23 protein-coding genes are annotated in these 19,054 nt (G+C 62.0%); 17 read left to right on the top strand and 6 right to left on the bottom strand.

Annotation, left to right across the window (positions count from 1 at the left end):
• Positions 1–49 precede the first annotated feature (49 nt).
• The 17 genes from RIF72_RS14645 to RIF72_RS14565 all read left to right on the top strand — a co-directional run bounded on the left by RIF72_RS14645 (position 50) and on the right by RIF72_RS14565 (position 13,469).
• On the top strand, positions 50–1,132 hold the full coding sequence (locus RIF72_RS14645) for an amidohydrolase family protein (RefSeq protein ID WP_309075574.1): 1,083 nt from the start codon (positions 50–52) through the stop codon (positions 1,130–1,132).
• Positions 1,133–1,211: 79 nt separating this feature from the next.
• Complete coding sequence (locus RIF72_RS14640; RefSeq protein WP_309075573.1) at positions 1,212–2,084, top strand: VOC family protein; 873 nt, start codon at positions 1,212–1,214, stop codon at positions 2,082–2,084.
• A gap of 118 nt (positions 2,085–2,202) precedes the next feature.
• Positions 2,203–2,655, top strand: coding sequence for a hypothetical protein (locus tag RIF72_RS14635; protein ID WP_091468112.1), 453 nt, complete (start codon positions 2,203–2,205; stop codon positions 2,653–2,655).
• Between the two features lie 236 nt (positions 2,656–2,891).
• Complete coding sequence (rpsP, locus tag RIF72_RS14630; protein ID WP_017199647.1) at positions 2,892–3,311, top strand: 30S ribosomal protein S16; 420 nt, start codon at positions 2,892–2,894, stop codon at positions 3,309–3,311.
• A 1-nt stretch (position 3,312) separates the two neighbouring features.
• Positions 3,313–3,555: an RNA-binding protein gene (locus tag RIF72_RS14625; RefSeq protein ID WP_011775119.1), complete on the top strand. Its 243-nt coding sequence runs from the start codon at positions 3,313–3,315 to the stop codon at positions 3,553–3,555.
• 131 nt (positions 3,556–3,686) lie between these two features.
• On the top strand, positions 3,687–4,241 hold the full coding sequence (rimM, locus tag RIF72_RS14620) for a ribosome maturation factor RimM (RefSeq protein ID WP_309075572.1): 555 nt from the start codon (positions 3,687–3,689) through the stop codon (positions 4,239–4,241).
• Entirely contained in the window at positions 4,242–5,042 is an 801-nt protein-coding gene (gene trmD / locus RIF72_RS14615; protein ID WP_309075571.1) for a tRNA (guanosine(37)-N1)-methyltransferase TrmD, read from the top strand.
• 263 nt (positions 5,043–5,305) lie between these two features.
• A complete protein-coding gene (gene rplS / locus RIF72_RS14610; protein ID WP_014922079.1) occupies positions 5,306–5,659 on the top strand; it encodes a 50S ribosomal protein L19 in 354 nt (117 codons plus the stop codon).
• An 80-nt stretch (positions 5,660–5,739) separates the two neighbouring features.
• Positions 5,740–6,417 carry a signal peptidase I gene (lepB, locus tag RIF72_RS14605; RefSeq protein ID WP_309075570.1) on the top strand — a complete coding sequence of 226 codons (678 nt, stop codon included), beginning with the start codon at positions 5,740–5,742 and terminating at the stop codon, positions 6,415–6,417.
• The gene (gene lepB / locus RIF72_RS14600; protein WP_309075569.1) at positions 6,418–7,290 is read left to right on the top strand and encodes a signal peptidase I; all 873 of its coding nucleotides are present in this window, start codon (positions 6,418–6,420) and stop codon (positions 7,288–7,290) included.
• Between the two features lie 17 nt (positions 7,291–7,307).
• The gene (locus RIF72_RS14595; protein ID WP_309075568.1) at positions 7,308–8,078 is read left to right on the top strand and encodes a ribonuclease HII; all 771 of its coding nucleotides are present in this window, start codon (positions 7,308–7,310) and stop codon (positions 8,076–8,078) included.
• 69 nt (positions 8,079–8,147) lie between these two features.
• Entirely contained in the window at positions 8,148–8,492 is a 345-nt protein-coding gene (locus tag RIF72_RS14590; protein WP_026005632.1) for a DUF2469 domain-containing protein, read from the top strand.
• A 114-nt stretch (positions 8,493–8,606) separates the two neighbouring features.
• On the top strand, positions 8,607–8,972 hold the full coding sequence (locus RIF72_RS14585) for a YraN family protein (protein WP_309075567.1): 366 nt from the start codon (positions 8,607–8,609) through the stop codon (positions 8,970–8,972).
• Positions 8,972–10,513 (top strand): YifB family Mg chelatase-like AAA ATPase, encoded by a 1,542-nt coding sequence (locus RIF72_RS14580; RefSeq protein ID WP_309075566.1) that lies wholly within the window; start codon positions 8,972–8,974, stop codon positions 10,511–10,513. Before RIF72_RS14585 ends, RIF72_RS14580 begins: the two co-directional genes overlap by 1 nt.
• A complete protein-coding gene (dprA, locus tag RIF72_RS14575; protein WP_309075565.1) occupies positions 10,510–11,742 on the top strand; it encodes a DNA-processing protein DprA in 1,233 nt (410 codons plus the stop codon). The genes RIF72_RS14580 and dprA overlap by 4 nt, the downstream gene beginning before the upstream one ends.
• Positions 11,743–11,823: 81 nt before the next feature.
• A complete protein-coding gene (locus RIF72_RS14570) occupies positions 11,824–12,729 on the top strand; it encodes a tyrosine recombinase XerC (RefSeq protein WP_309075564.1) in 906 nt (301 codons plus the stop codon).
• 236 nt (positions 12,730–12,965) lie between these two features.
• Positions 12,966–13,469, top strand: a complete 504-nt coding sequence (locus RIF72_RS14565; protein WP_018776197.1) for a DUF3145 domain-containing protein — start codon at positions 12,966–12,968, stop codon at positions 13,467–13,469.
• Between the two features lie 114 nt (positions 13,470–13,583).
• Here the strand turns inward: RIF72_RS14565 and RIF72_RS14560 are convergent, their stop codons facing one another.
• The 6 genes from RIF72_RS14560 to RIF72_RS14535 form a co-directional block, all read right to left on the bottom strand.
• Positions 13,584–14,819 carry a beta-ketoacyl-[acyl-carrier-protein] synthase II gene (locus RIF72_RS14560; protein WP_309075563.1) on the bottom strand — a complete coding sequence of 412 codons (1,236 nt, stop codon included), beginning with the start codon at positions 14,817–14,819 and terminating at the stop codon, positions 13,584–13,586.
• Positions 14,820–14,952: 133 nt separating this feature from the next.
• The gene (locus tag RIF72_RS14555; RefSeq protein ID WP_011692310.1) at positions 14,953–15,198 is read right to left on the bottom strand and encodes an acyl carrier protein; all 246 of its coding nucleotides are present in this window, start codon (positions 15,196–15,198) and stop codon (positions 14,953–14,955) included.
• Between the two features lie 115 nt (positions 15,199–15,313).
• Entirely contained in the window at positions 15,314–16,375 is a 1,062-nt protein-coding gene (locus RIF72_RS14550; RefSeq protein ID WP_309075562.1) for a beta-ketoacyl-ACP synthase III, read from the bottom strand.
• Positions 16,372–17,301 carry an ACP S-malonyltransferase gene (locus RIF72_RS14545; RefSeq protein WP_309075613.1) on the bottom strand — a complete coding sequence of 310 codons (930 nt, stop codon included), beginning with the start codon at positions 17,299–17,301 and terminating at the stop codon, positions 16,372–16,374. Before RIF72_RS14545 ends, RIF72_RS14550 begins: the two co-directional genes overlap by 4 nt.
• A gap of 88 nt (positions 17,302–17,389) precedes the next feature.
• A complete protein-coding gene (locus RIF72_RS14540; protein WP_309075561.1) occupies positions 17,390–18,634 on the bottom strand; it encodes a helix-turn-helix domain-containing protein in 1,245 nt (414 codons plus the stop codon).
• Between the two features lie 192 nt (positions 18,635–18,826).
• The coding region (locus tag RIF72_RS14535; protein WP_309075560.1) for a hypothetical protein at positions 18,827–19,054 on the bottom strand (228 nt) is incomplete at its 5' end.

Here is a 19,054-nt window from a genome sequence, read left to right as displayed (position 1 = left end):
ACATGCAGGCACCAGGCTCCATCGCACCTCCCCCCGCTACGCTTTTGCCATGGCCAACATCATCGAATTCAGCGGACCCGTGCTCGTATCGGCAGCCGAAGAACGCCATGGGCTGTGGTCCGTAGACGGCAAGCTGACGTTCGAGCGTCCCTTTGCGACGCCGGACAGGGTGTTGGATGGCTGGGTTCTGCCGGGTTTCGTTGATGCCCACTGCCACATTGGGCTCGGCGCTGGAGGAGCTGTGGACGAACAGGTCACGCAGGCCCAGGCCCAGGCAGACCTCGACGCTGGAACGCTGCTGATCCGCGATTGCGGATCGCCCGGCGACACCCGCTGGGTGCAGCAACGAACGGACTTGCCCCGACTGATCAGGTCGGGTCGGCATATCGCCCGGAGCCGACGTTATCTCCGCGGGTTGGGCCATGAAATTGAGCCCGGAGAACTAGTGGAGACGGTCCGGAAGGAAGCCCACGACGGCGATGGCTGGGTAAAACTGGTGGGCGACTGGATCGATCGCGGTGTTGGAGACCTCGCAGCCTCGTTCCCTGCGAAGATCGTCAAGGAAGCCATCTCGGCGGCGCACGATGAGGGCGCAAGGGTCACCGCACATTGTTTCGGCGAGGCCACCATAGATGACATGCTCGACGCCAATATCGACTGCATAGAGCACGCCACTGGTCTCCTTCCGCGGCATCTGCCGCGCTTGGTGGAACAGTCAGTGCCTATCGTCCCCACCTTGGTCAACATCGCTACCTTCCCGGATATCGCTGCCCAGGCAGGGCCGAAGTTTCCTGACTACGCGGCCCACATGATTCGTCTCTGGGAGCGTCGTCGCGAGCGGGTGCTGGAGGCCTTCGAATCAGGGGTTTCAATTTATGCAGGTACTGACGCCGGCAGCGTGATCAAACACGGCAGGATTGCGGACGAAATGATGGAACTGCACGACGCCGGCCTTCCGCCGGCGGCGGTGCTGCACGCCGCCACCTGGGGCGCCCGTGAGTGGCTGGGAGTCGAGGCCATCGGCGAAGGCGCAAGTGCCGACGTCGTGCTGTGCAGTGACGATCCGCGTCGTCATCCGGGTACCGTCGCGGCGCTCAAGCATGTCGTGCTCAGGGGCAATGTCGTCCGTTAGGAATAAATTGAAGCTTCAAGTAATTTAGATAGGTAAGAAGGTGCCGATGCGCGGCCGCCTCAGAACCCGGGAGCTTCACATGACCTCATCATTCAGCCAGGATCTTCTGCCTGCCGAACTCACCATGGGCACTGTCATGCTCAAGGTGGGCGATATGAAAGTCATGAGCGACTACTATCAGCGGGCACTCGGCCTGGAAGTTGTGGCCGAGCAGGATGGTGGGCTGTACCTGGGGCGCGTGGGAAAGCCCGTCGTCCACCTTGCCCCCGCTGCTGGGTTGCAGATTCCCGGGCGGGGAGAGGCTGGTCTGTTCCACACGGCAATCCTGTTCCAAGATCAGCCGTCGCTGGCCGCGACTATTGCTACGGCCGCGGAGTACGAGCCTCGTGCTTTCGCGGGCAGCGCCGACCACCTGGTGAGCGAAGCGTTCTACTTCACTGATCCCGAAGGCAACGGAATTGAGCTGTACTACGACAAGCCGCGTGAGCTCTGGCAGTGGGACGGCAAGAATGTTGTGATGGACAATGTGGCTTTGCCACCGCAGCGCTTCCTTCAGCAGCACCTGAGTGAAGCTGCGGTGACAGGTCAACGCGAGGCCGCTGCCGGGATCGGACACGTGCACCTGCAAGTGGGTGACGTCGAAACTGCGCAAAAGTTCTACGTGGAGACTCTCGGCTTCGAGCGAACCGCAGGCTGGCATGGCCAGGCACTATTCGTTTCCGCCGGCGGCTACCACCATCACATGGCCATGAACGTCTGGAACAGTCGCGGAGCAGGCCCCCGAAAGGACACGCTCGGCCTCGGGGAGGTTCTGATCGAAGTCCCCGGCAGTGACGACGTCGCAGCGCTGGCCGATCGCTTGAAGGTCGCAGGAGTGCAGAATCATCACACAGGAGCTGAGCTTCGGTTTGAGGACCCCTGGCGGAACAAGCTGCGGGTTGCCGTCCGCTAGCAGCTTGCTGCCACTCCTGCGCAGGCTCCCTCCTGCACAGGCTCCCTCCTGCACTAGGCTGGGCAGTGACGGCACGAAGCCATTCGGATTCGTGCCGCCGCCCCGTCAGCACGAAGGAATGAGAGTACTCTCCATGGGCTTTGCCGAAATTTTTGTAGCCACCCACGATGAAGCACTCAAGCGGGCAGCTGCCCTTGAAAAGGGGGCTGACGTAACCGGCCCCGCCGTGAGGATTGAGGGAATCACCGACTTCGAGGTGGAGCAGTTGGGCGACCTCGCAGGACAAGCTGTCCACGCCGCCGGAGCTGATTATGAGCTTGCTTTGGTTGATGTCACCAGTGATGCGCTCCTGGGCGTTCCTGAGGCCATGGTGCGGGCCTTGGCCGAACTCCTCACCTATGAAAGCGAAGGGGACGCGAACGTCCTCGATGACGTGGCTGCTGCCTGGGCCGCACAGGACGATATGCCGTTTGATGCAGCGCGATCGCGCCAGTACGTCCAGCAGTTGGCCGCCCTTGCCACGGACGTTGAGAAGGCGGAGCGCTCCGGGCTCTTCGTCTGGTCTGAATGAGGCATTGATCCGGACAAGCGCGGCACGTTATAACCGGGGGAGTGGGCAAGAACACGCCGCTCAACATGGGCTAAGTCGTATTTGCTCCGGGCATCTGGCACAATAGACAGGTACTCGATCGGTGCGGCCCCTCTCTCCGTGCTCGTATCTTGTCCTTCGAACCGTCAAGTATGGCCCGCCCCACGGGTGCAAAACGTCGGGTTCACCTCGTTTCAGAAACAGGAGTGACCACAAAAGTGGCCGTAAAGATTCGCCTTAAGCGCTTCGGTAAGATGCGCGCACCGTACTACCGCATTGTCGTCATGGATGCCCGCGCCAAGCGCGATGGCCGTGCCATTGAAGAAATCGGCAAGTACCACCCCACCGAAGAGCCGTCGTACATCGAGGTCGCTTCCGAGCGCGCCCAGTACTGGCTTTCCGTTGGCGCCCAGCCCACCGAGCAGGTTGCCGCGATCCTGAAGATCACCGGTGACTGGCAGAAGTTCAAGGGCCTGCCGGGCCAGGAAGGCACCCTGAAGACCAAAGCTCCGAAGGAAGCCTTCGTAGCCCCGGAGAAGGGTTCCGTCATCATTCCGGAAGCCATCACCAAGAAGGCCAAGAAGGACGAAGCCGAAGCTCCGGCCGAGGCTGAAGCAGAGACCACCGAGGCTGAGTAAGTTGCTGGCAGAAGCGCTCGAGCACTTGGTCCGTGGGATCGTTGACAGCCCTGAGGATGTCAAGGTCAGTGCCAAGAACAACCGCCGCGGGGAATCCCTCGAGGTGCGCGTTCACCAGGAGGACCTCGGACGGGTGATCGGCCGTCAGGGACGCACCGCACGCGCATTGCGCACTGTGGTTGCAGCTTTGGCTGGTGGCGAGCAGGTCAGGGTCGACGTCGTCGATACCGACCGTCGCCGGTAACGCGCTCAGCACTACTTGTCTTAGATCCGGCCCCTTCACCGAATATGGTGGAGGGGCCGGATTGCTTTATCCACATTTTCCTGTCCGTTGCCGCCCGGTGGCGCGGGCACTACAAGAATTCAGAGGAACCCATGCAGCTCCAGGTGGCCCGGATCGGCAAACCCCATGGCATCCGCGGCGAGGTTACGGTGCAGGTTCTCACCGATGCCCCCTCCGAGCGCTTCGTCGCCGGAACGGAGTTCGTCGTTGAGCCCGCCTCCGCTGGACCTTTGACCATCCGCAGTGCCAGGTGGAACAAGGACATCCTCCTGCTTGGCTTCGAAGAAGTTGCCGACCGCAATGCCGCCGAGGTCATCCGTGGGGCGAAGCTCTTCGTCGAAACCGAGGAACTGGACGACGGGGATGATGACGAGGGCTGGTACGAGCACGAGCTCGTTGGCCTCGAGGCCCGGGTCGGTTCGCGAGTGGTGGGCAAGGTTGCCGCCCTCACCACACTGCCCGTTCAGGATCTGTTGACGGTCAAGGCCGACGACGGCAAGGAAATCTTGGTTCCCTTCGTCGAGGAAATCGTGCCGGAGGTCAATGTCGAGGGCGGGTACATCCTGATCACTCCGCCGGCCGGCCTCTTTGAGATCAATGACGAGAATCCCAAGGAGTCCAAGGACGACGCCGGGGATGATGCCTGAATGAGGATTGATGTTGTCAGCATTTTTCCTGAGTACCTGGCTCCACTGGAGTTATCGCTCATAGGCAAGGCCCGCCAGGACGGGTTGTTGGAGCTTAACGTCCACGATCTGCGCACCTTCACCACGGACAAGCACAGGACTGTAGATGACACGCCGTATGGTGGTGGCGCCGGAATGGTCATGAAAGCCGAGCCTTGGGCGCAGGCGCTCGAATCGGTCGCAGCCGCCCGTGAGGGCTCCAGGCCTGTGCTGATTGTCCCTTCGCCGGCAGGGGAGAAGTTCAACCAGGCCTTGGCCTATGAGCTAGCCGAAGAAGAGCAGCTGGTCTTCGCCTGCGGACGCTACGAAGGCATCGACGAGCGCGTCATCGATTGGGCGCAGGAACACTTCACGGTCCGGCCCGTAAGTCTCGGTGACTACGTCCTCAACGGCGGAGAAGTGGCCGTGTTGGCCATGGTCGAGGCCATTGGCCGCCTCCTTCCCGGCGTGGTTGGCAACCCTGAGTCTTTGGTAGAGGAGTCCCACTCCGATGGCCTCCTGGAGTATCCCGTGTACACCAAACCGTCGGCATGGCGGGAACACGACGTCCCTCCGATCCTCCTCAGCGGTAACCACGGCAAGATTGCGCAGTGGCGTCGCCACGAGCAGTTCCGCCGGACGGCTGAGCGGAGGCCTGATCTTATGGAGGGGTTCGACGCCGGTGTGTTGAGTCGCGCGGACCGCCAAGCCCTCGCAGACCTCGGGTACGACGTCGTTGACGGCCGCCTCAAGGCCAGGCCCGGCGGCGACATCGAAAACTAAGTCCACTTCCCGCCGTCGAACGTCCGGAAGTCATGGCAGTTGGCCGGATGGTGGCGACTATGGCAGAATTAACCCTTGTGTCTGCTGGGCTGACACCTGCCACAGGGGGAGTTCAGCCAACAGTCGGACAACCCGGCGACGCCAATCAGTGGCGGAGCTGGACACTAAGAAACTTCGGCGGAGATTTCCGGCTGCTTTCATGCCCGGGCTTGTCTGCCGTAACCCAAAGTGAATGACCTGTGGCGTTCACCAGGAGTGGATTAATGCATATCCTCGATAGCGTAGATGCAGCCTCGCTGCGTAACGATGTTCCGGAGTTCCGCGCGGGCGACACCCTCAAGGTTCACGTCAACATCATCGAAGGCAAGAACTCCCGTGTCCAGGTATTCCAGGGCTTCGTCCTGGGCCGCCAGGGTGACGGCGTTCGCGAAACTTTCACCGTGCGCAAGGTTTCCTTCGGTGTCGGCGTAGAGCGTACCTTCCCGGTGCACTCCCCGATCATCGACAAGATCGAGGTCGTCACCAAGGGTGACGTCCGCCGCGCGAAGCTTTACTACATGCGCGCACTGCGCGGTAAGGCTGCGAAGATCAAGGAAAAGCGCGACTTCGCCAAGTAAGTCCTGCGACTTACGCAACGGGTCCAGGATTCGTGCCCGGTAGTTCCGGAGCAATCCGCAACGCAACAGGGATACGAGTCATGGACACAACAGAACGCCAGCCCCGTAAACAGGGCTGGCGTTTTGTTTTGCTCGCACTGGTGCTGGCGGTCGCGATCAGCGGCTTGGTCCGGTCCTCGTGGCTGGATGTCTACTACATTCCGTCCGAGTCCATGGAGCCCCTCCTCGTTGAAGGGGATAGGATCCTGGTTTCGCGGACGGCCTTCAGCGCCGAGCCGATCCGCCGCGGTGACGTTGTGGTGTTCGACGGCCGCGGTTCCTTCGCCCCCTTGAGCAGCGGCCAGGGCCCGTTCGTTGACACGGTGTCGGCTGCAAGCCAATGGTTCGGGCTTACCGGCAGTGACACGACATACGTCAAGCGGGTCATTGGGATCGGGGGCGACCACGTCCAGTGCTGTGACGCAGCAGGGCATCTCACGGTCAATGGTCAGATTCTTGAGGAACCATATCTGTATCCGGGGGATGAGCCCAGCACGCAGAAATTCGACGTCGTAGTTCCTGATGGCCGTCTATGGCTCATGGGTGACCACCGTTCGCGTTCTGCTGACTCCCGTGGACTACTGGGAGCGCCAGGTGGCGGCATGGTCCCGGTCGAGCGTGTTATCGGGCGACCGGTCCGGATTGTTTGGCCACTTGATAGATTTGCAGAGATGCCTCGCTCAGCGCAGGCTGAAACATCATCGAAGAACGGACAGTAAATGCCGGACAAAGCTCCTGAGAATCCCGAGCGGTACGACGACGACGCCCGGCTCTCGGACGGAACGGCAAATGCCGCTGCCGGTGTGGCTGAGCCGCGCCAGGTCGACGGCGTCACATCCGGCTCGCGCGACGCCGCGGACGAGCCCCGTTCCCGTGATTCTGAAGGCGGCTCCCACGCTGCAGAGAAGCCGCGCAAAAATCCGGTGCTCGTGTGGGTGAAGGAGATCGTCACGGTGGTGGCTATTGCGCTGGTGCTGTCCTTCCTTCTCAAAACTTTCCTGTTCAGGGCGTTCTACATTCCTTCCGAGTCCATGGAAAGCACCTTGGACGTTAACGATCGCATCTTCATCAATCTCCTGGTGCCTGGGCCGTTCGATCTTGAGCGCGGGGACGTCGTGGTCTTCAAGGATGCTCAGGCTTGGTTGCCGCCAATGGCCAAGAAACCGGCCGGACCCATGGACTGGGTGGGAGACGGTCTGGAGTTCGTAGGTTTGGCCCCTGATGACAACGAGCAGCACCTTGTTAAGCGCATCATCGGGCTCCCGGGTGACAGGGTTTCCTGTTGTGATGCTGAGGGCCGTCTTTCGATCAACGGGGTTCCGGTCAACGAGTCCTATATCAACCCGGCAGAAGTGCCTTCGCCCACGACATTCGACATCGTTGTTCCGGAAGGAAAAGTCTGGGTGATGGGCGATAACCGAAACCACTCAGAGGACTCCCGGGCGCACCAGGAAGTCAACGGTGGTTTCATTAACATTGAGGATGTTGAAGGCAAAGCCACCGTCATCGCTTGGCCGATCAACCGCTGGACCATCCTCGATAACTATCAGGACGTTTTCCGTGACGTTCCTCAAGGCACCTCGTCAAAGTAAGGCATCGCGGCAAAGTAATGGCAACAACGGCTAGCGGCACGAAGGGCAAGGCGAAGGTCAAGGCCGCCTCCAAGACAACGGCGAAATCCACCACCAAAGCCAAGAAGCCGGTGGGTTTCCCTACCCTTGACGTCGAACGATCTTTTTTGTCCTCCGGAGTGCGCTTGTTGGCCGGCGTGGATGAGGTTGGGCGGGGAGCATTGGCTGGTCCCGTGAGCGTGGGTATTGCCGTGGTCAACCTCGAGAACCACAGCTTGTTGGCAGACGTCCGGGACAGCAAACTGCTCAAGCCTGAGGATCGCGACAGGCTGGAACCACTGGTTCGGGAGTGGGCCGTGGCCTCAGCCGTTGGGCACGCATCGTCCCGGGAGATTGACCAGATCGGCATCATCGCGGCGCTCCGTTTGGCCGGAACCCGTGCCTGGTTCGAGATCCTGGCTGGCGGCGTTACTCCTGATGCTGTGCTGCTTGACGGCAGCCATAACTGGTTGTCGCCCGAGGTTCAGGCCTCTCTCTTCGATGCGTCCGACTCGGGACCGTGGTGCGAAGCGCCTGTCCATACCAAGGTAAAGGCCGATATGAGTTGCCTCAGTGTTGCCGCTGCCAGTGTTCTGGCCAAAGTTGCCCGGGACCGCATCATGGTGGACCTGCATTCGGAACTTCCTGCCTACGGCTGGAACGATAACAAGGGCTACGCTACCTCTGCCCACCGGGACGTGATCCGGCTGCAGGGCCCAAGCGCGCACCACCGGACAAGCTGGAACCTCACTGGGCCGGAACTGCTCTGACGTCACCCTGAGTGATGCTGCCGGCTTCCCATGACGCGGGCCGCCCGGCTGATAGTGCAAGATGGAAGTATGAGCGCCGAGGACCTTGAGAACTATGAAACCGACATGGAGCTTCAGCTCTACCGCGAGTACCGGGACGTTGTCGGTCTGTTCAGCTATGTAGTGGAAACCGAGCGGCGGTTCTACTTGGCTAACCATGTGGACCTGCAGGCGCGCAGTGCGGACGGTGAAGTCTATTTTGACCTGACCCTGCAGGATGCCTGGGTTTGGGATGTATACCGCTCAGCCCGTTTCGTGAAGAACGTCCGGGTGATCACTTTCAAGGACGTCAACGTGGAAGAACTGCCGCGAAATGAGGAGCTGGCCCTGCCCAAGGACGGCGGGCTCGGTGATTTGGGCGATCTCGGTAACTAGCGCCTTTCTCTGCCGGGAGTAGTCCTCCACAACATCTATTTGGCCACGTTTACCCACATAGCTTCATAGGCCCCTGCCGCCGCTCTCCGCCAGCCTGAAAGCTGGTGAGCGGAGGTGGTGGTCATGAGAGCAAAAGACCTGCTTGGCCGAAACGGCGAAGCACTGGCGGCCGAATTTCTGGAAAACCAGGGAATGCGGATCGTCGATCGCAATTGGCGGTGTCCGGACGGCGAAATCGACATCGTGGCAATCGAGGGCGACACCCTGGTTGTTGCCGAAGTGAAGACCCGGAAGAGCCTGGACTACGGACATCCTTTTGAGGCGGTGGACGCGGCCAAGCTGGCCCGTCTCCACCGGCTCTCGTCATTGTGGTGCCGGGAGCACGACCTCAACGCCGCGCGGAGGCGCATCGATGTCATCTCCGTGGTGGATAACGGCGTCAGTGAGCCGCAGCTGGACCATCTGCGGGGTGTTGGCTGATGGGAATCGGGCGCAGTTATAGTATTGCCCTCGTCGGGCTCAACGGCTACATCGTGGAGGTCGAGGCTGACATTGGCCAAACCCTGCCGAACTTCGTGATCCTGGGGCTCCCTGATGCTTCCCTGAATGAGGCGAAGGAACGCATTCGATCTGCGGCGCAAAATTCCGGTATTCCGCTGAGCAGACGGAAGATCACGGCCAACCTGATTCCGGCGTCCCTCCCTAAGCGGGGCTCGGGATTCGATCTGGCCATCACCATGGCCGTGCTCCGCGCCGCCGACGATATCCGTGACATCGGGGGAACGGTGTTCATCGCGGAGCTGGGTTTGGATGGAAGACTGAGGCCGGTACGTGGCATACTGCCTGCCGTGATGGCCGCTGTTCACGCAGGCTACCCGGACATTGTGGTGGCCGACGCCAATGCCGTGGAGGCCTCGCTGGTTCCTGGAGCGAAGGTTCGCGGATACAAGACACTGGCCCGGCTCGCCTTCGACTTTGGCGCGGATCCCAAGGACCTCGCCCTCGATTACAACCCTACGGACCCCGATACGCCGGATGAAGAGGGCGATGTCCCGGCCGCTGTGCCGGACCTTTCCGATGTGTCAGGACAGGGCGAGGCCCGCCGTGCCCTGGAGGTAGCAGCTGCCGGCGGTCATCACATGTTGCTGACCGGGCCGCCGGGAGCCGGTAAGACCATGTTGGCTGAGCGCTTGCCGGGCTTGCTGCCGGATTTAGCCGATACAGCGGCCATGGAGGTTACGGCCATCCGATCGCTGGCTGCTGTCCGGTCGTCTACGGTGCGGCTCGTCCGCAGGCCGCCATTCGAAAATCCCCACCACAGTGCCACCGCCGCTGCCATCATCGGTGGAGGTTCAGGCCTTCCGCGGCCCGGGGCAGCCTCGCGCGCGCACCGGGGCGTGTTGTTCCTGGACGAAGCTCCAGAGTATGAGCGCCGGGTACTGGATGCCCTCCGTCAACCGTTGGAGAGCGGAGAGCTGGTCATACACCGCTCAGCGGGAACTGCGGCATACCCGGCTCGGTTTCAGCTCATACTTGCCGCAAATCCCTGCCCATGCGGCAAAGCTTCAGGCAAAGGCATGGACTGCTCGTGCACGGCCATGATGCGGCGCAGGTACTTCGGGCGAATCTCAGGGCCACTGTTGGACCGCGTGGATATCCAATTGCAAGTTGAGCGGGTGTCCTTGGCCGACTTCGGCCATGCGGGTGAAGAGGAAGATAGTCGCGTCGTCGCAAAACGCGTGCTGGCGGCCAGGAAACGGCAACTTGAGCGCTTGGTCGCCATGGGGCTTGAAACGAATTCGCAGGTGCCGGGGCGGACCTTGCGGGGGGAATTGCGGCTGCCTCCCGGGACCACGCGGATTCTGGACACTGCGCTGGAACGTGGTGCCCTCACTGCCCGCGGCTACGACCGCGTCCTCCGGCTGGCGTGGACGCTGGCAGATCTGGGGCACAGCGATACACCGGACATCGATCATATTGGCCAGGCCTTGAGCCTGCGGCAAGCTGCGGCTGCGACATGAGTAATAACGACGCGAAGGGACTCACGGCCATGGCTGTATTGGGGAAGCAAGACAAAGAACGGATTGCCAGAGCGGCATTGGCCCGGCTCATGGAGCCACAGGACTCCGTAGGACTCGCGTTGGTCCGGGCAGTAGGTGCCGTGGATGCCCTGGGTGTTGCCACAGGCGAGCTGGGTACAGGCCCAAACCTGGAACAAGAGATCTCTTCCTTGCTTGTAGACGGAGGAGGAGCATCGTCCTGGGCAGGGCTTCCGGCCAGCCTTCGACGATGGGCGCCGCGTGTCGCCGACCTCGCGCCTGACCGCGACTTGGAGACCATGCGTCGATTGGGTGGGAGATTGATCGTCCCCGGTGATGACTTGTGGCCGGAGCAGTTGGAAGACCTGGGACTCCAGGAGCCGCTCTGTTTGTGGTGGCGGGGACAGGAGCAGGAGTTGCCCGCCGCCCGCCAAACCATCGCCCTGGTGGGTTCCAGGGACAGTACCAACTACGGAGCTTCCGTCACAGGTGATCTCGCTTATGGCTTGGCGCAGCGCGGTTATACCGTGGTTTCCGGTGGAGCCTATGGCATCGATGCCCACGCACATCGCGGAGCCTTGAGCGGCGGAGTCGCCAGCGTGCCCACCATCGCAGTCATGGCAGGAGGCGTGGACCGTTTCTACCCATCGGGTAACGAGGACCTGCTTCGCGCAGTGTCCATTCAAGGCGCTGTCATCTCGGAGGTACCACCGGGATCCGCGCCAACCCGCTACAGGTTCCTTCAACGGAACCGGATCATTGCCGCTTTGGCATCAGTAACGGTGGTGGTGGAGGCGCGCTGGAGATCGGGCGCCCTCAACACAGCCCACCATGCTGAAACCATCGGAAGGGTTGTTGCTGCCGTCCCGGGCTCCATCCACAGTGCCAACTCAGCAGGCTGTCACCGCCTCTTCCGGGATGGAGGAGCCGTTTGTGTTACCGACGTCGGCGAAATTGCGGAGCTTGCCGGCGCCATAGGAGAAGCCACAAGCGAGGAAAAGGATTCCGGGGCGGCGGTGCACGATGGCCTGTCCTTGGAGGATCTCATCCTCCTGGACGCACTGCCCCTCCGGTCCGCGAGCTCGGTGGAGAAGCTGACCGTGGTGGCAGGACTGAGCGCGGATACTGTCCGCGCTGGCCTTGGTCGGCTGGGGTTGCTGGGTTTGGCGGGCTCGGAACGGGGAGGGTGGAAACGCGTCAAGAAAGCTTAGTCCGGTAAGGACAAGCATGTTGATGCCCCCTTTTGTCCCGGCGACTGGCACAGTGGGAAGGTGGACGGACAATCATTACCAATGCCCCTTCAAAAGGCAGTCGATGGCTTTCGCCGGTACTTGGAGGGCGAACGTGCCCGGTCTGCGCACACAGTCCGTGCCTACCTTGCCGATGTCGAGAGTCTCCTTGGCTTCGCCGTGCAGGAGGGAATCCAGGAACTAGGGCAGCTGGAGTTGGGTTCCCTGCGTCGCTGGCTTGGTGCGCAGAGTGAGGCCGGCATGGCCCGGGCCACGTTGGCGCGTCGAGCGGCAACCGCCAGGTCGTTTACGGGTTGGGCGCTTCGGGAAGAACTCATCAAGACGGATCCCGCGGTCCGCCTGCAAGCGCCCAAGCGGGACAAGTCCTTGCCAGGGGTCCTTCAGCAGCAGCAAGTCTCCCGGATGGTGGATGATCTGAACACCGCAGCCGCCGACGGGGGCGCCCTGGCCTTACGAAATAGGGCGATGGTGGAACTTTTGTATGCCACCGGAGTTCGCGTCGGTGAGCTGGCTGGGCTGGATATAGATGACCTTGATCCGGATCGCCGTACGCTCCGCGTATTGGGTAAGGGCAACAAGGAGCGCACTGTCCCGTTCGGCGTACCCGCGGCTGTGGCTGTGGACGACTGGCTCAGGCGGGGCCGACCGGCAGTGGTAACAGCAACGAGCGGAGCTGCCTTGTTCCTGGGCGCGCGTGGCAACCGCGTTGATCCCCGCCAAATCCGCGCGGTGGTCAGCGAACTGCTGCAGGCGCTGGGAGACACATCCGCCACAGGGCCGCATGCGCTCAGGCACAGCGCGGCCACGCATCTGCTGGATGGCGGAGCAGACCTGCGGGCTGTGCAGGAAATTCTTGGGCACAGCAGCCTGGCAACCACGCAGATCTATACGCATGTGTCCGTGGACCGACTCCGGAAGAGCTACCAACAGGCGCACCCGAGGGCCTGAGCATGACGCCTCAAGTGCCGCACTGGCGGAAACGGGCAGCGTACGGCAAAATGAAAGCACCACGGGGAAACCTTCAATTCACGGTTGAGGGTTATATCTGTGCCAATATCGTCTGTAGTACTAAAAACTGAATAGCCTGTCAGGGCCCGCATGAGTTTCATGGCATCCGGCAGCAACAGCAAAACATCCAGGCAGAGGTCGTTGGGGAAGACGTACCTACAGCTATGGAGGATGGAATGTCTGTTGCAACAACCCGCGGTGTCTTATTCGTGCACTCGGCCCCAACGGCGCTTTGCCCGCATGTTGAATGGGCCATCGGATCGGTCGTGGATAAGCGAACCGATCTTGAGTGGACCCCTCAGCCTGCAGCGCCAGGAATGTTCCGGGCGGAGTTGTCCTGGACCGGGGCGCCCGGTACCGGCGCGCAATTGGCATCGGCCCTGAGGGGTTGGGCCCACTTGCGCTACGAGGTGACCGAAGAACCCAGCCAAGGGGTGGATGGTGCGCGTTGGTCGCACACCCCCGAACTGGGTATTTTCCATGCAGTCACTGACGTGCACGGCAATATCATGGTGACAGAGGACCGCATCCGCTACGCCTATGAGTCCGGCGCAGGGGATCCCTCAGCCGTCTACCATGAGCTCTCTTTAGCGCTCGGTGAAGCGTGGGATGAGGAACTCGAGCCGTTCCGCCACGCAGCTGAAGGTGCTCCCGTGCGCTGGTTGCACCAGGTCGGCTAGCTGCAATCCATTAGCGGCACTGACTCAACAGCGTCTTCCATAGCAATGAGAAGGGCCCCACCTGCTGGTGGGGCCCTTCTCATGTCTCATTGGGGCAGCGGTGAAAAGCGGGACTTAGACGTTCCTGACAGCGATGACGGCATTGTGCCCGCCGAAGCCGAAGGAGTTGCTCAGTGCCACGATGTCGCCACTGGGCAAGTCACGGACGGACGTCACTACGTCGAGGGGGATTTCGGGATCCTGGTTTTCGAGGTTGATGGTGACTGGTGCTTTGCGCTCGTAGACGGCCAGCACGGTCAGTACAGCTTCAACAGCCCCTGAGGCGCCCAGGAGGTGGCCCATTTGCGACTTCGTAGCGGAGACCGCCACATTGTCCACGTGGGTCCCCAGGGCGGCGCGCAGGGCTGTGTACTCGGGCTTGTCGCCAACAGGAGTCGAGGTGGCGTGCGCGTTGACGTGGACCACGTCCTCCGCCTGGATACGCCCATCGAACATGGCAGCCTTCAGCGCACGGGTAGCGCCCAGACCCTCAGGGTCCGGTGCTGTGATGTGATATGCGTCCGCTGTCACGGACGTCCCCGCGAGTTCGGCGTAAATGCGGGCGCCGCGGGCGATCGCGTGCTCCTCGGCTTCCAGTACCAGCGCACCGGCACCTTCACCCATGACGAAACCGTCGCGATCGATGTCGTACGGGCGCGAGGCGCGCTCCGGCTCGTCATTGCGGCGGGACAAGGCCTGCATGGAGGAGAAGGCTGCCAACGGCATCGGGTGGATGGCAGCTTCAGCGCCACCGCACACTACAACGTCCGCCTTGCCGGACCGTATCAGGTCCAAGCCGAGGTGGAGGGCCTCGGTTCCGGACGCGCAGGCCGAGACGGGAGTGTGCGCGCCGGCCCGGGCGCCGAGGTCGAGGCTGACCGCCGCTGCCACGCCATTGGGCATGAGCATGGGGACGGTCATCGGCAGGACCCTGCGGGGGCCCTTGTCCCTGAGCGTGTCCCAAGCATCAAGGAGCGTCCAGACGCCGCCGATGCCTGTGGCGAATGCCACGGCGAGCCGGTCGTGGTCGATTTCTTCAATCCCGGAGTCTGACCAGGCCTCACGGGCTGCGATGACACCAAACTGCGTGGAGGGGTCCATACGCTTTGCCTCAACGCGGCTCAGGACCTCAAGTGCCGGCGTCGAGCACCGGGCAGCAAAGTGGACGGGGAGGTCGTACTTGGCCACCCACTCGTCACCGAGCGTGCGGGCGCCGGAGACCCCTTTCAGCGCGTTCTGCCACATTGTGGGTACGTCGCCGCCGATGGGAGTGGTGGCCCCCAGACCGGTTATGACTACTTTGCGTGCCATGCGATCACTCTCTGTCGGATAGCCGTCCCGCATGCGCGGTTCACAGGGGGAGGCATAAAAATCTATGGGTGTTACTGCGGCTGTGCCGGGCGCAAGGATAGGAATCCTGGCCCGGCACAGCTGGTGTCAGGTACTAGGCCTGTGCGTTGGCGATGAAGCTGACGGCGTCGCCGACGGTCTTGAGGTTCTTGACCTCTTCGTCCGGGATGCGAACGCCGAACTTCTCTTCAGCGTTGACGACGATGGTCATCATCGAGATGGAGTCGATGTCCAGGTCCTCGGTGAAGGACTTGTCCAGCTCCACGGCTTCGGTTGCAAGACCCGTTTCCTCGTTGACGATTTCAGCCAGGCCGGCCAGGATCTCTTCGTTGCTAGCCATTGTTGGCTCCTTTTCTTGTTGTACCGGCTACTGCCGGAAAGGGGGCAAACCGCGGGTTGCGGCTTGGGTTTGTAAGTCGTATTCAGTTGGCTGGTGAGCCGGGATGAGTCCCGACCTACGGCAGAACCACTACCTGCGCGCCGAAGACCAATCCGGCGCCGAAACCGATCTGCAGTGCCAAGCCGCCGCTCAGCTCAGGGTTCTCCTGAAGCAAGCGGTGCGTTGCCAAGGGAATGGATGCCGCCGACGTATTTCCCGCCTGGGCGATGTCGCGGCCGATGACAACGGATTCGGGAAGCTTGAGCTTCTTGACCATCTCGTCAATGATGCGCATGTTCGCTTGGTGAGGAACGAAAGCTGCGAGATCGCTGGCCTCGATGCCTGCAGCATCCAGGGCCTGCTGGGCAACCTTGGCCATTTCCCAGACAGCCCAGCGGAACACTGTCTGGCCGTCTTGGCGCAGGGTGGGCCAGACATCCTGGGTGGCTGAGATGATGGCGAGGTCGTCGGTCTCATCCGAGTGCCGGGCCGACTCGCCAAGCTTTTTGACGTCCTCAAGGGAGTGGGTCATGCCGATCGCGTCCCACTTGCTGCCGTCCGAGCCCCAGACGGAAGGTCCGATGCCAGGGGTGTCGGACGGGCCAACCACCACAGCGCCGGCGCCGTCGCCGAGGAGGAACGAGATAGTCCGTTCGTGGTTGTCGATGACGTCTGAGAGTTTCTCAGCGCCGACCACTAGTACGTACTCGGCAGCGCCGGAACGGACAAGGGCATCAGCCTGGGCCACGCCGTAGCAGTATCCTGCGCAGGCGGCCGAGATGTCGAAGGCCGGTGCCGGCGTCGCACCCAGTCGGTCAGTAAGTGCAGCGGCAGCAGAAGGGGTCGCATAGGGGTGTGTCACGGTGGGCACAATGACGGCACCCAGCTGGGACGGTTCAATTCCCGCCTGCTTGAGGGCCTCACGTGCGGCGCCTTCGGCCATGTCGATCACGCTGACATCCGCGGCTGCACGATGACGGGTGATGATGCCGGTGCGCTGGCGGATCCACTCGTCCGAGGAGTCAATCCACTGGCACACGTCGTCGTTGGTGACGATGACGTCCGGCCGGTAGGCGCCGATGCCCAGGATGCGTGCGTTCTCGTTGACAGCAGCCTTGTTGAGTACTGGAGTGCTCATGCCTGCCCCTCCAATTCAGCAAAGAGTGCGAGAGCCGCGGAGAGATCCTCCGGGGTTTTGACAGCAACCGTCTTGACGCCAGGCATGCCACGCTTGGCAAGACCTGTGAGTGTGCCGGCAGGGGCAAGTTCGATCACACCGGTGACACCGCGTTCAACGAGGGTTTCCATGCACTGATCCCAGCGGACCGGGCGTGAGACTTGTGCGATCAGGCTTTCGACGGCGGCATGGCCTGCTGTGACCTCTTTGCCATCGTAGTTCGACAACAGTGGAACTGCCGGGTTTTGCGGCGACAGGGACGGCTTGAGGGCCTCAAGGGCGCTGACTGCCGGTGCCATGTGGGAAGTATGGAAGGCGCCGGCCACCTTGAGGGGTATGACGCGGGCCTTCGCTGGCGGGTTGTCCGCCAAGGCCTTGAGTTGCTCGAAGGTACCTGCGGCGACGGTTTGTCCCGCGCCGTTGACATTGGCTGGTGTGGCACCCGCGGCAGTAATGGCCGACAGGACCTCGGCAGGGTCTCCGCCCACAACGGCGCTCATGCCCGTGGGGGTCACGGCGGCTGCTGCGGCCATGCTGTTGGCGCGCTCCCGAACGAAGGTCATTGCCTCGGACTCGGTGAGGACGCCCGCGAGGGCCGAGGCCGTGATTTCGCCCACCGAGTGCCCGGCGAGGATGACCGGAAGGGAGCTGAGTTCGACATCGAACAATGACTTGGCAGCAACCAGGCCGGCGGCGACGATCAATGGCTGCGCTACGGCAGTATCCTTGATGGTCTCTTCATCCGAGGTGGTTCCGTGGGCCTTGAGGTCAATGCCTGCGATTTCGCTCAGTGCGGCCAATTGGCCTTCGACGGAGGGGAGTTCCAGCCAAGGGGCCAAAAATCCGGGGGTCTGGGAGCCCTGTCCAGGGCAGACGATTGCAAGCACGTATCCAGCTTTCCAAATTGCCACGTGATCCACTGGTGTTTTGGTACACCAAGCTCACTGGGTCAGTTTGTAGGAAGTCTACAACGGTTCAGTTCTGAGAACGTGACGCGTGACGTTCGGTAGCGGCTTTTGGTTGGGCTGAAAGGCGGCCCACCACCAACGCCGTTTGCAGCACAAACGCCTCCCTGGGAAGGAGCGGATCCCAGCCTGTCACATCGCAGACACGCTTCAAACGGTAGCGCACGGTGTTGGCATGGACGAATAGTTCGCGTGCTGTTGCTTCCAGCGAGTGGCCGAGCTCCAAGTACGTGCCCAAGGTCTCCACGAGCCCGTTCGAGGCCGCGAGCAGGGGTCGGTAAATGTTCTTGATCAGTGACCTTCGCGCGGCGTCATCCCCGGAAACGACACGCTCAGGGAGGAGGTCATCCGCAGCAACAGGCCGTGGTGCGGAAGGCCATGCCCGGGCTGCGGTCAGCCCTGCGAACGCCGCCTGGGCGGAACTGCTCGCCTCAAGCAAGGAGCCTGCTTCCGGGCCGTAAACCACGGCGCCCGGTGCGAAGAGCTCACTGAGCTTGATATAGGCTGTGTCGCGGTCCTGCACCCCGCCAAGGATCAAGATGAGACGGTCGCCCTGGATTCCCACCAGTGCATCCTCGGCGAAGCGCCCGGCGGTACGGCGTAGTTCGCTGACATAGCTGGCGCTGGGCTCTGACGGCGAGTTTCCCACCATTACGGTGAATCGCTCCTGCGCTTTCCAGCCGAGGGCTGCGATCCTGGACCTTAACGCATCGGTGTTCTCGCCTCGCAAAATGGCGTCAACTATCAACGCTTCCAAGCGTGTATCCCAGGAACCGCGGGATTCCGCAGCCCGCGCGTAAACATCAGCGGCTGCGAAAGCTACTTCCCGTGAATAGCGCAGTACGGCTTCCCGTAGTGACGGCTGGTCGGACTCCGGGGCGATCACAGGCACCTGGTCCTCCACGACTTCCACCACGATGCGGATCAGTTGCAGGGCCTTTTGCAGGCTGATGGAACGAGTCAGTTCCGTGGGGGCGTTGCCAAAGACGTCAGTGAGGATCCACGACGGCGAACTGGGCCGTTCGTACCACGTCACGAAGGCGGCGATGCCGTTCTGGGCCACCAGGCCCAAGGCCGACCGTTCATCGGAGCTCAGGCGGCCATACCAGGGCAGTGACTTCTCGAGCTGCCGCATGGTACTGGTGGACAGTTGGCCCACGTTGGCGCGGAGTTGCCGCAGGGTTTCTGCCTTTTCGGGTGACAAAGCCTGCGGTGCTGCCTTGCGCTTGGTGGTTGTTTTGCTTGGCTCTGCCATGGAACGAGCATACGGCCCATCGCGGGCAAGCTCCATTTGTGAGAAGGCTACAACTCGTGTTGTTGCTGGTCACGTCCTCGGCACGTAGGTCCCAACCCCCTTAACGCCCGACGGCGGCCCTCACCTTTCGGTGAAAGCCGCCGTCGCGGATATAACTGTCGTTGCTTTTGCCGCGGGTAACCCGACGAACAGTTAGGCGTCGCCGCCTGCTCCGCCGGTGGTGCCGGCGTTCACATCCAGCAGCCGGTACTTTTCGATCGCCTTTTCCAGCGCACCTTCTTCAACTTCGCCCTTCGCCGCCAGTAACTGGAGGGTTTTGGCGACGATGGAGTGGGTGTCGTTTTTGAAGTAGCGGCGTGCGGCTTGGCGGGTGTCGGAGAAGCCGAAGCCGTCTGCTCCGAGGGAGGCGAAGTCGTTGGG

This window comes from Paenarthrobacter sp., from assembly GCF_031180005.1.
GTDB lineage: Bacteria > Actinomycetota > Actinomycetes > Actinomycetales > Micrococcaceae > Arthrobacter.
Note: the sequence above shows the minus strand (reverse complement) of the source record. Positions and strands in the feature narration are given on the sequence as shown.

Bases quoted from the DNA above. Each gene is read 5' to 3' on its own strand.
- RIF72_RS14550 (WP_309075562.1), bottom strand. From the start codon at position 16,375: ATGAGCACTCCAGTACTCAACAAGGCTGCTGTCAACGAGAACGCACGC.
- RIF72_RS14580 (WP_309075566.1), top strand. From the start codon at position 8,972: ATGGGAATCGGGCGCAGTTATAGTATTGCCCTCGTCGGGCTCAACGGC.
- RIF72_RS14590 (WP_026005632.1), top strand. From the start codon at position 8,148: ATGAGCGCCGAGGACCTTGAGAACTATGAAACCGACATGGAGCTTCAG.
- dprA (WP_309075565.1), top strand. From the start codon at position 10,510: ATGAGTAATAACGACGCGAAGGGACTCACGGCCATGGCTGTATTGGGG.
- RIF72_RS14555 (WP_011692310.1), bottom strand. From the start codon at position 15,198: ATGGCTAGCAACGAAGAGATCCTGGCCGGCCTGGCTGAAATCGTCAAC.
- rimM (WP_309075572.1), top strand. From the start codon at position 3,687: ATGCAGCTCCAGGTGGCCCGGATCGGCAAACCCCATGGCATCCGCGGC.
- rplS (WP_014922079.1), top strand. From the start codon at position 5,306: ATGCATATCCTCGATAGCGTAGATGCAGCCTCGCTGCGTAACGATGTT.
- lepB (WP_309075569.1), top strand. From the start codon at position 6,418: ATGCCGGACAAAGCTCCTGAGAATCCCGAGCGGTACGACGACGACGCC.
- RIF72_RS14565 (WP_018776197.1), top strand. From the start codon at position 12,966: ATGTCTGTTGCAACAACCCGCGGTGTCTTATTCGTGCACTCGGCCCCA.
- lepB (WP_309075570.1), top strand. From the start codon at position 5,740: ATGGACACAACAGAACGCCAGCCCCGTAAACAGGGCTGGCGTTTTGTT.
- RIF72_RS14570 (WP_309075564.1), top strand. From the start codon at position 11,824: ATGCCCCTTCAAAAGGCAGTCGATGGCTTTCGCCGGTACTTGGAGGGC.
- RIF72_RS14645 (WP_309075574.1), top strand. From the start codon at position 50: ATGGCCAACATCATCGAATTCAGCGGACCCGTGCTCGTATCGGCAGCC.
- RIF72_RS14635 (WP_091468112.1), top strand. From the start codon at position 2,203: ATGAGAGTACTCTCCATGGGCTTTGCCGAAATTTTTGTAGCCACCCAC.
- RIF72_RS14640 (WP_309075573.1), top strand. From the start codon at position 1,212: ATGACCTCATCATTCAGCCAGGATCTTCTGCCTGCCGAACTCACCATG.
- RIF72_RS14540 (WP_309075561.1), bottom strand. From the start codon at position 18,634: ATGGCAGAGCCAAGCAAAACAACCACCAAGCGCAAGGCAGCACCGCAG.
- RIF72_RS14595 (WP_309075568.1), top strand. From the start codon at position 7,308: ATGGCAACAACGGCTAGCGGCACGAAGGGCAAGGCGAAGGTCAAGGCC.
- RIF72_RS14560 (WP_309075563.1), bottom strand. From the start codon at position 14,819: ATGGCACGCAAAGTAGTCATAACCGGTCTGGGGGCCACCACTCCCATC.
- trmD (WP_309075571.1), top strand. From the start codon at position 4,242: ATGAGGATTGATGTTGTCAGCATTTTTCCTGAGTACCTGGCTCCACTG.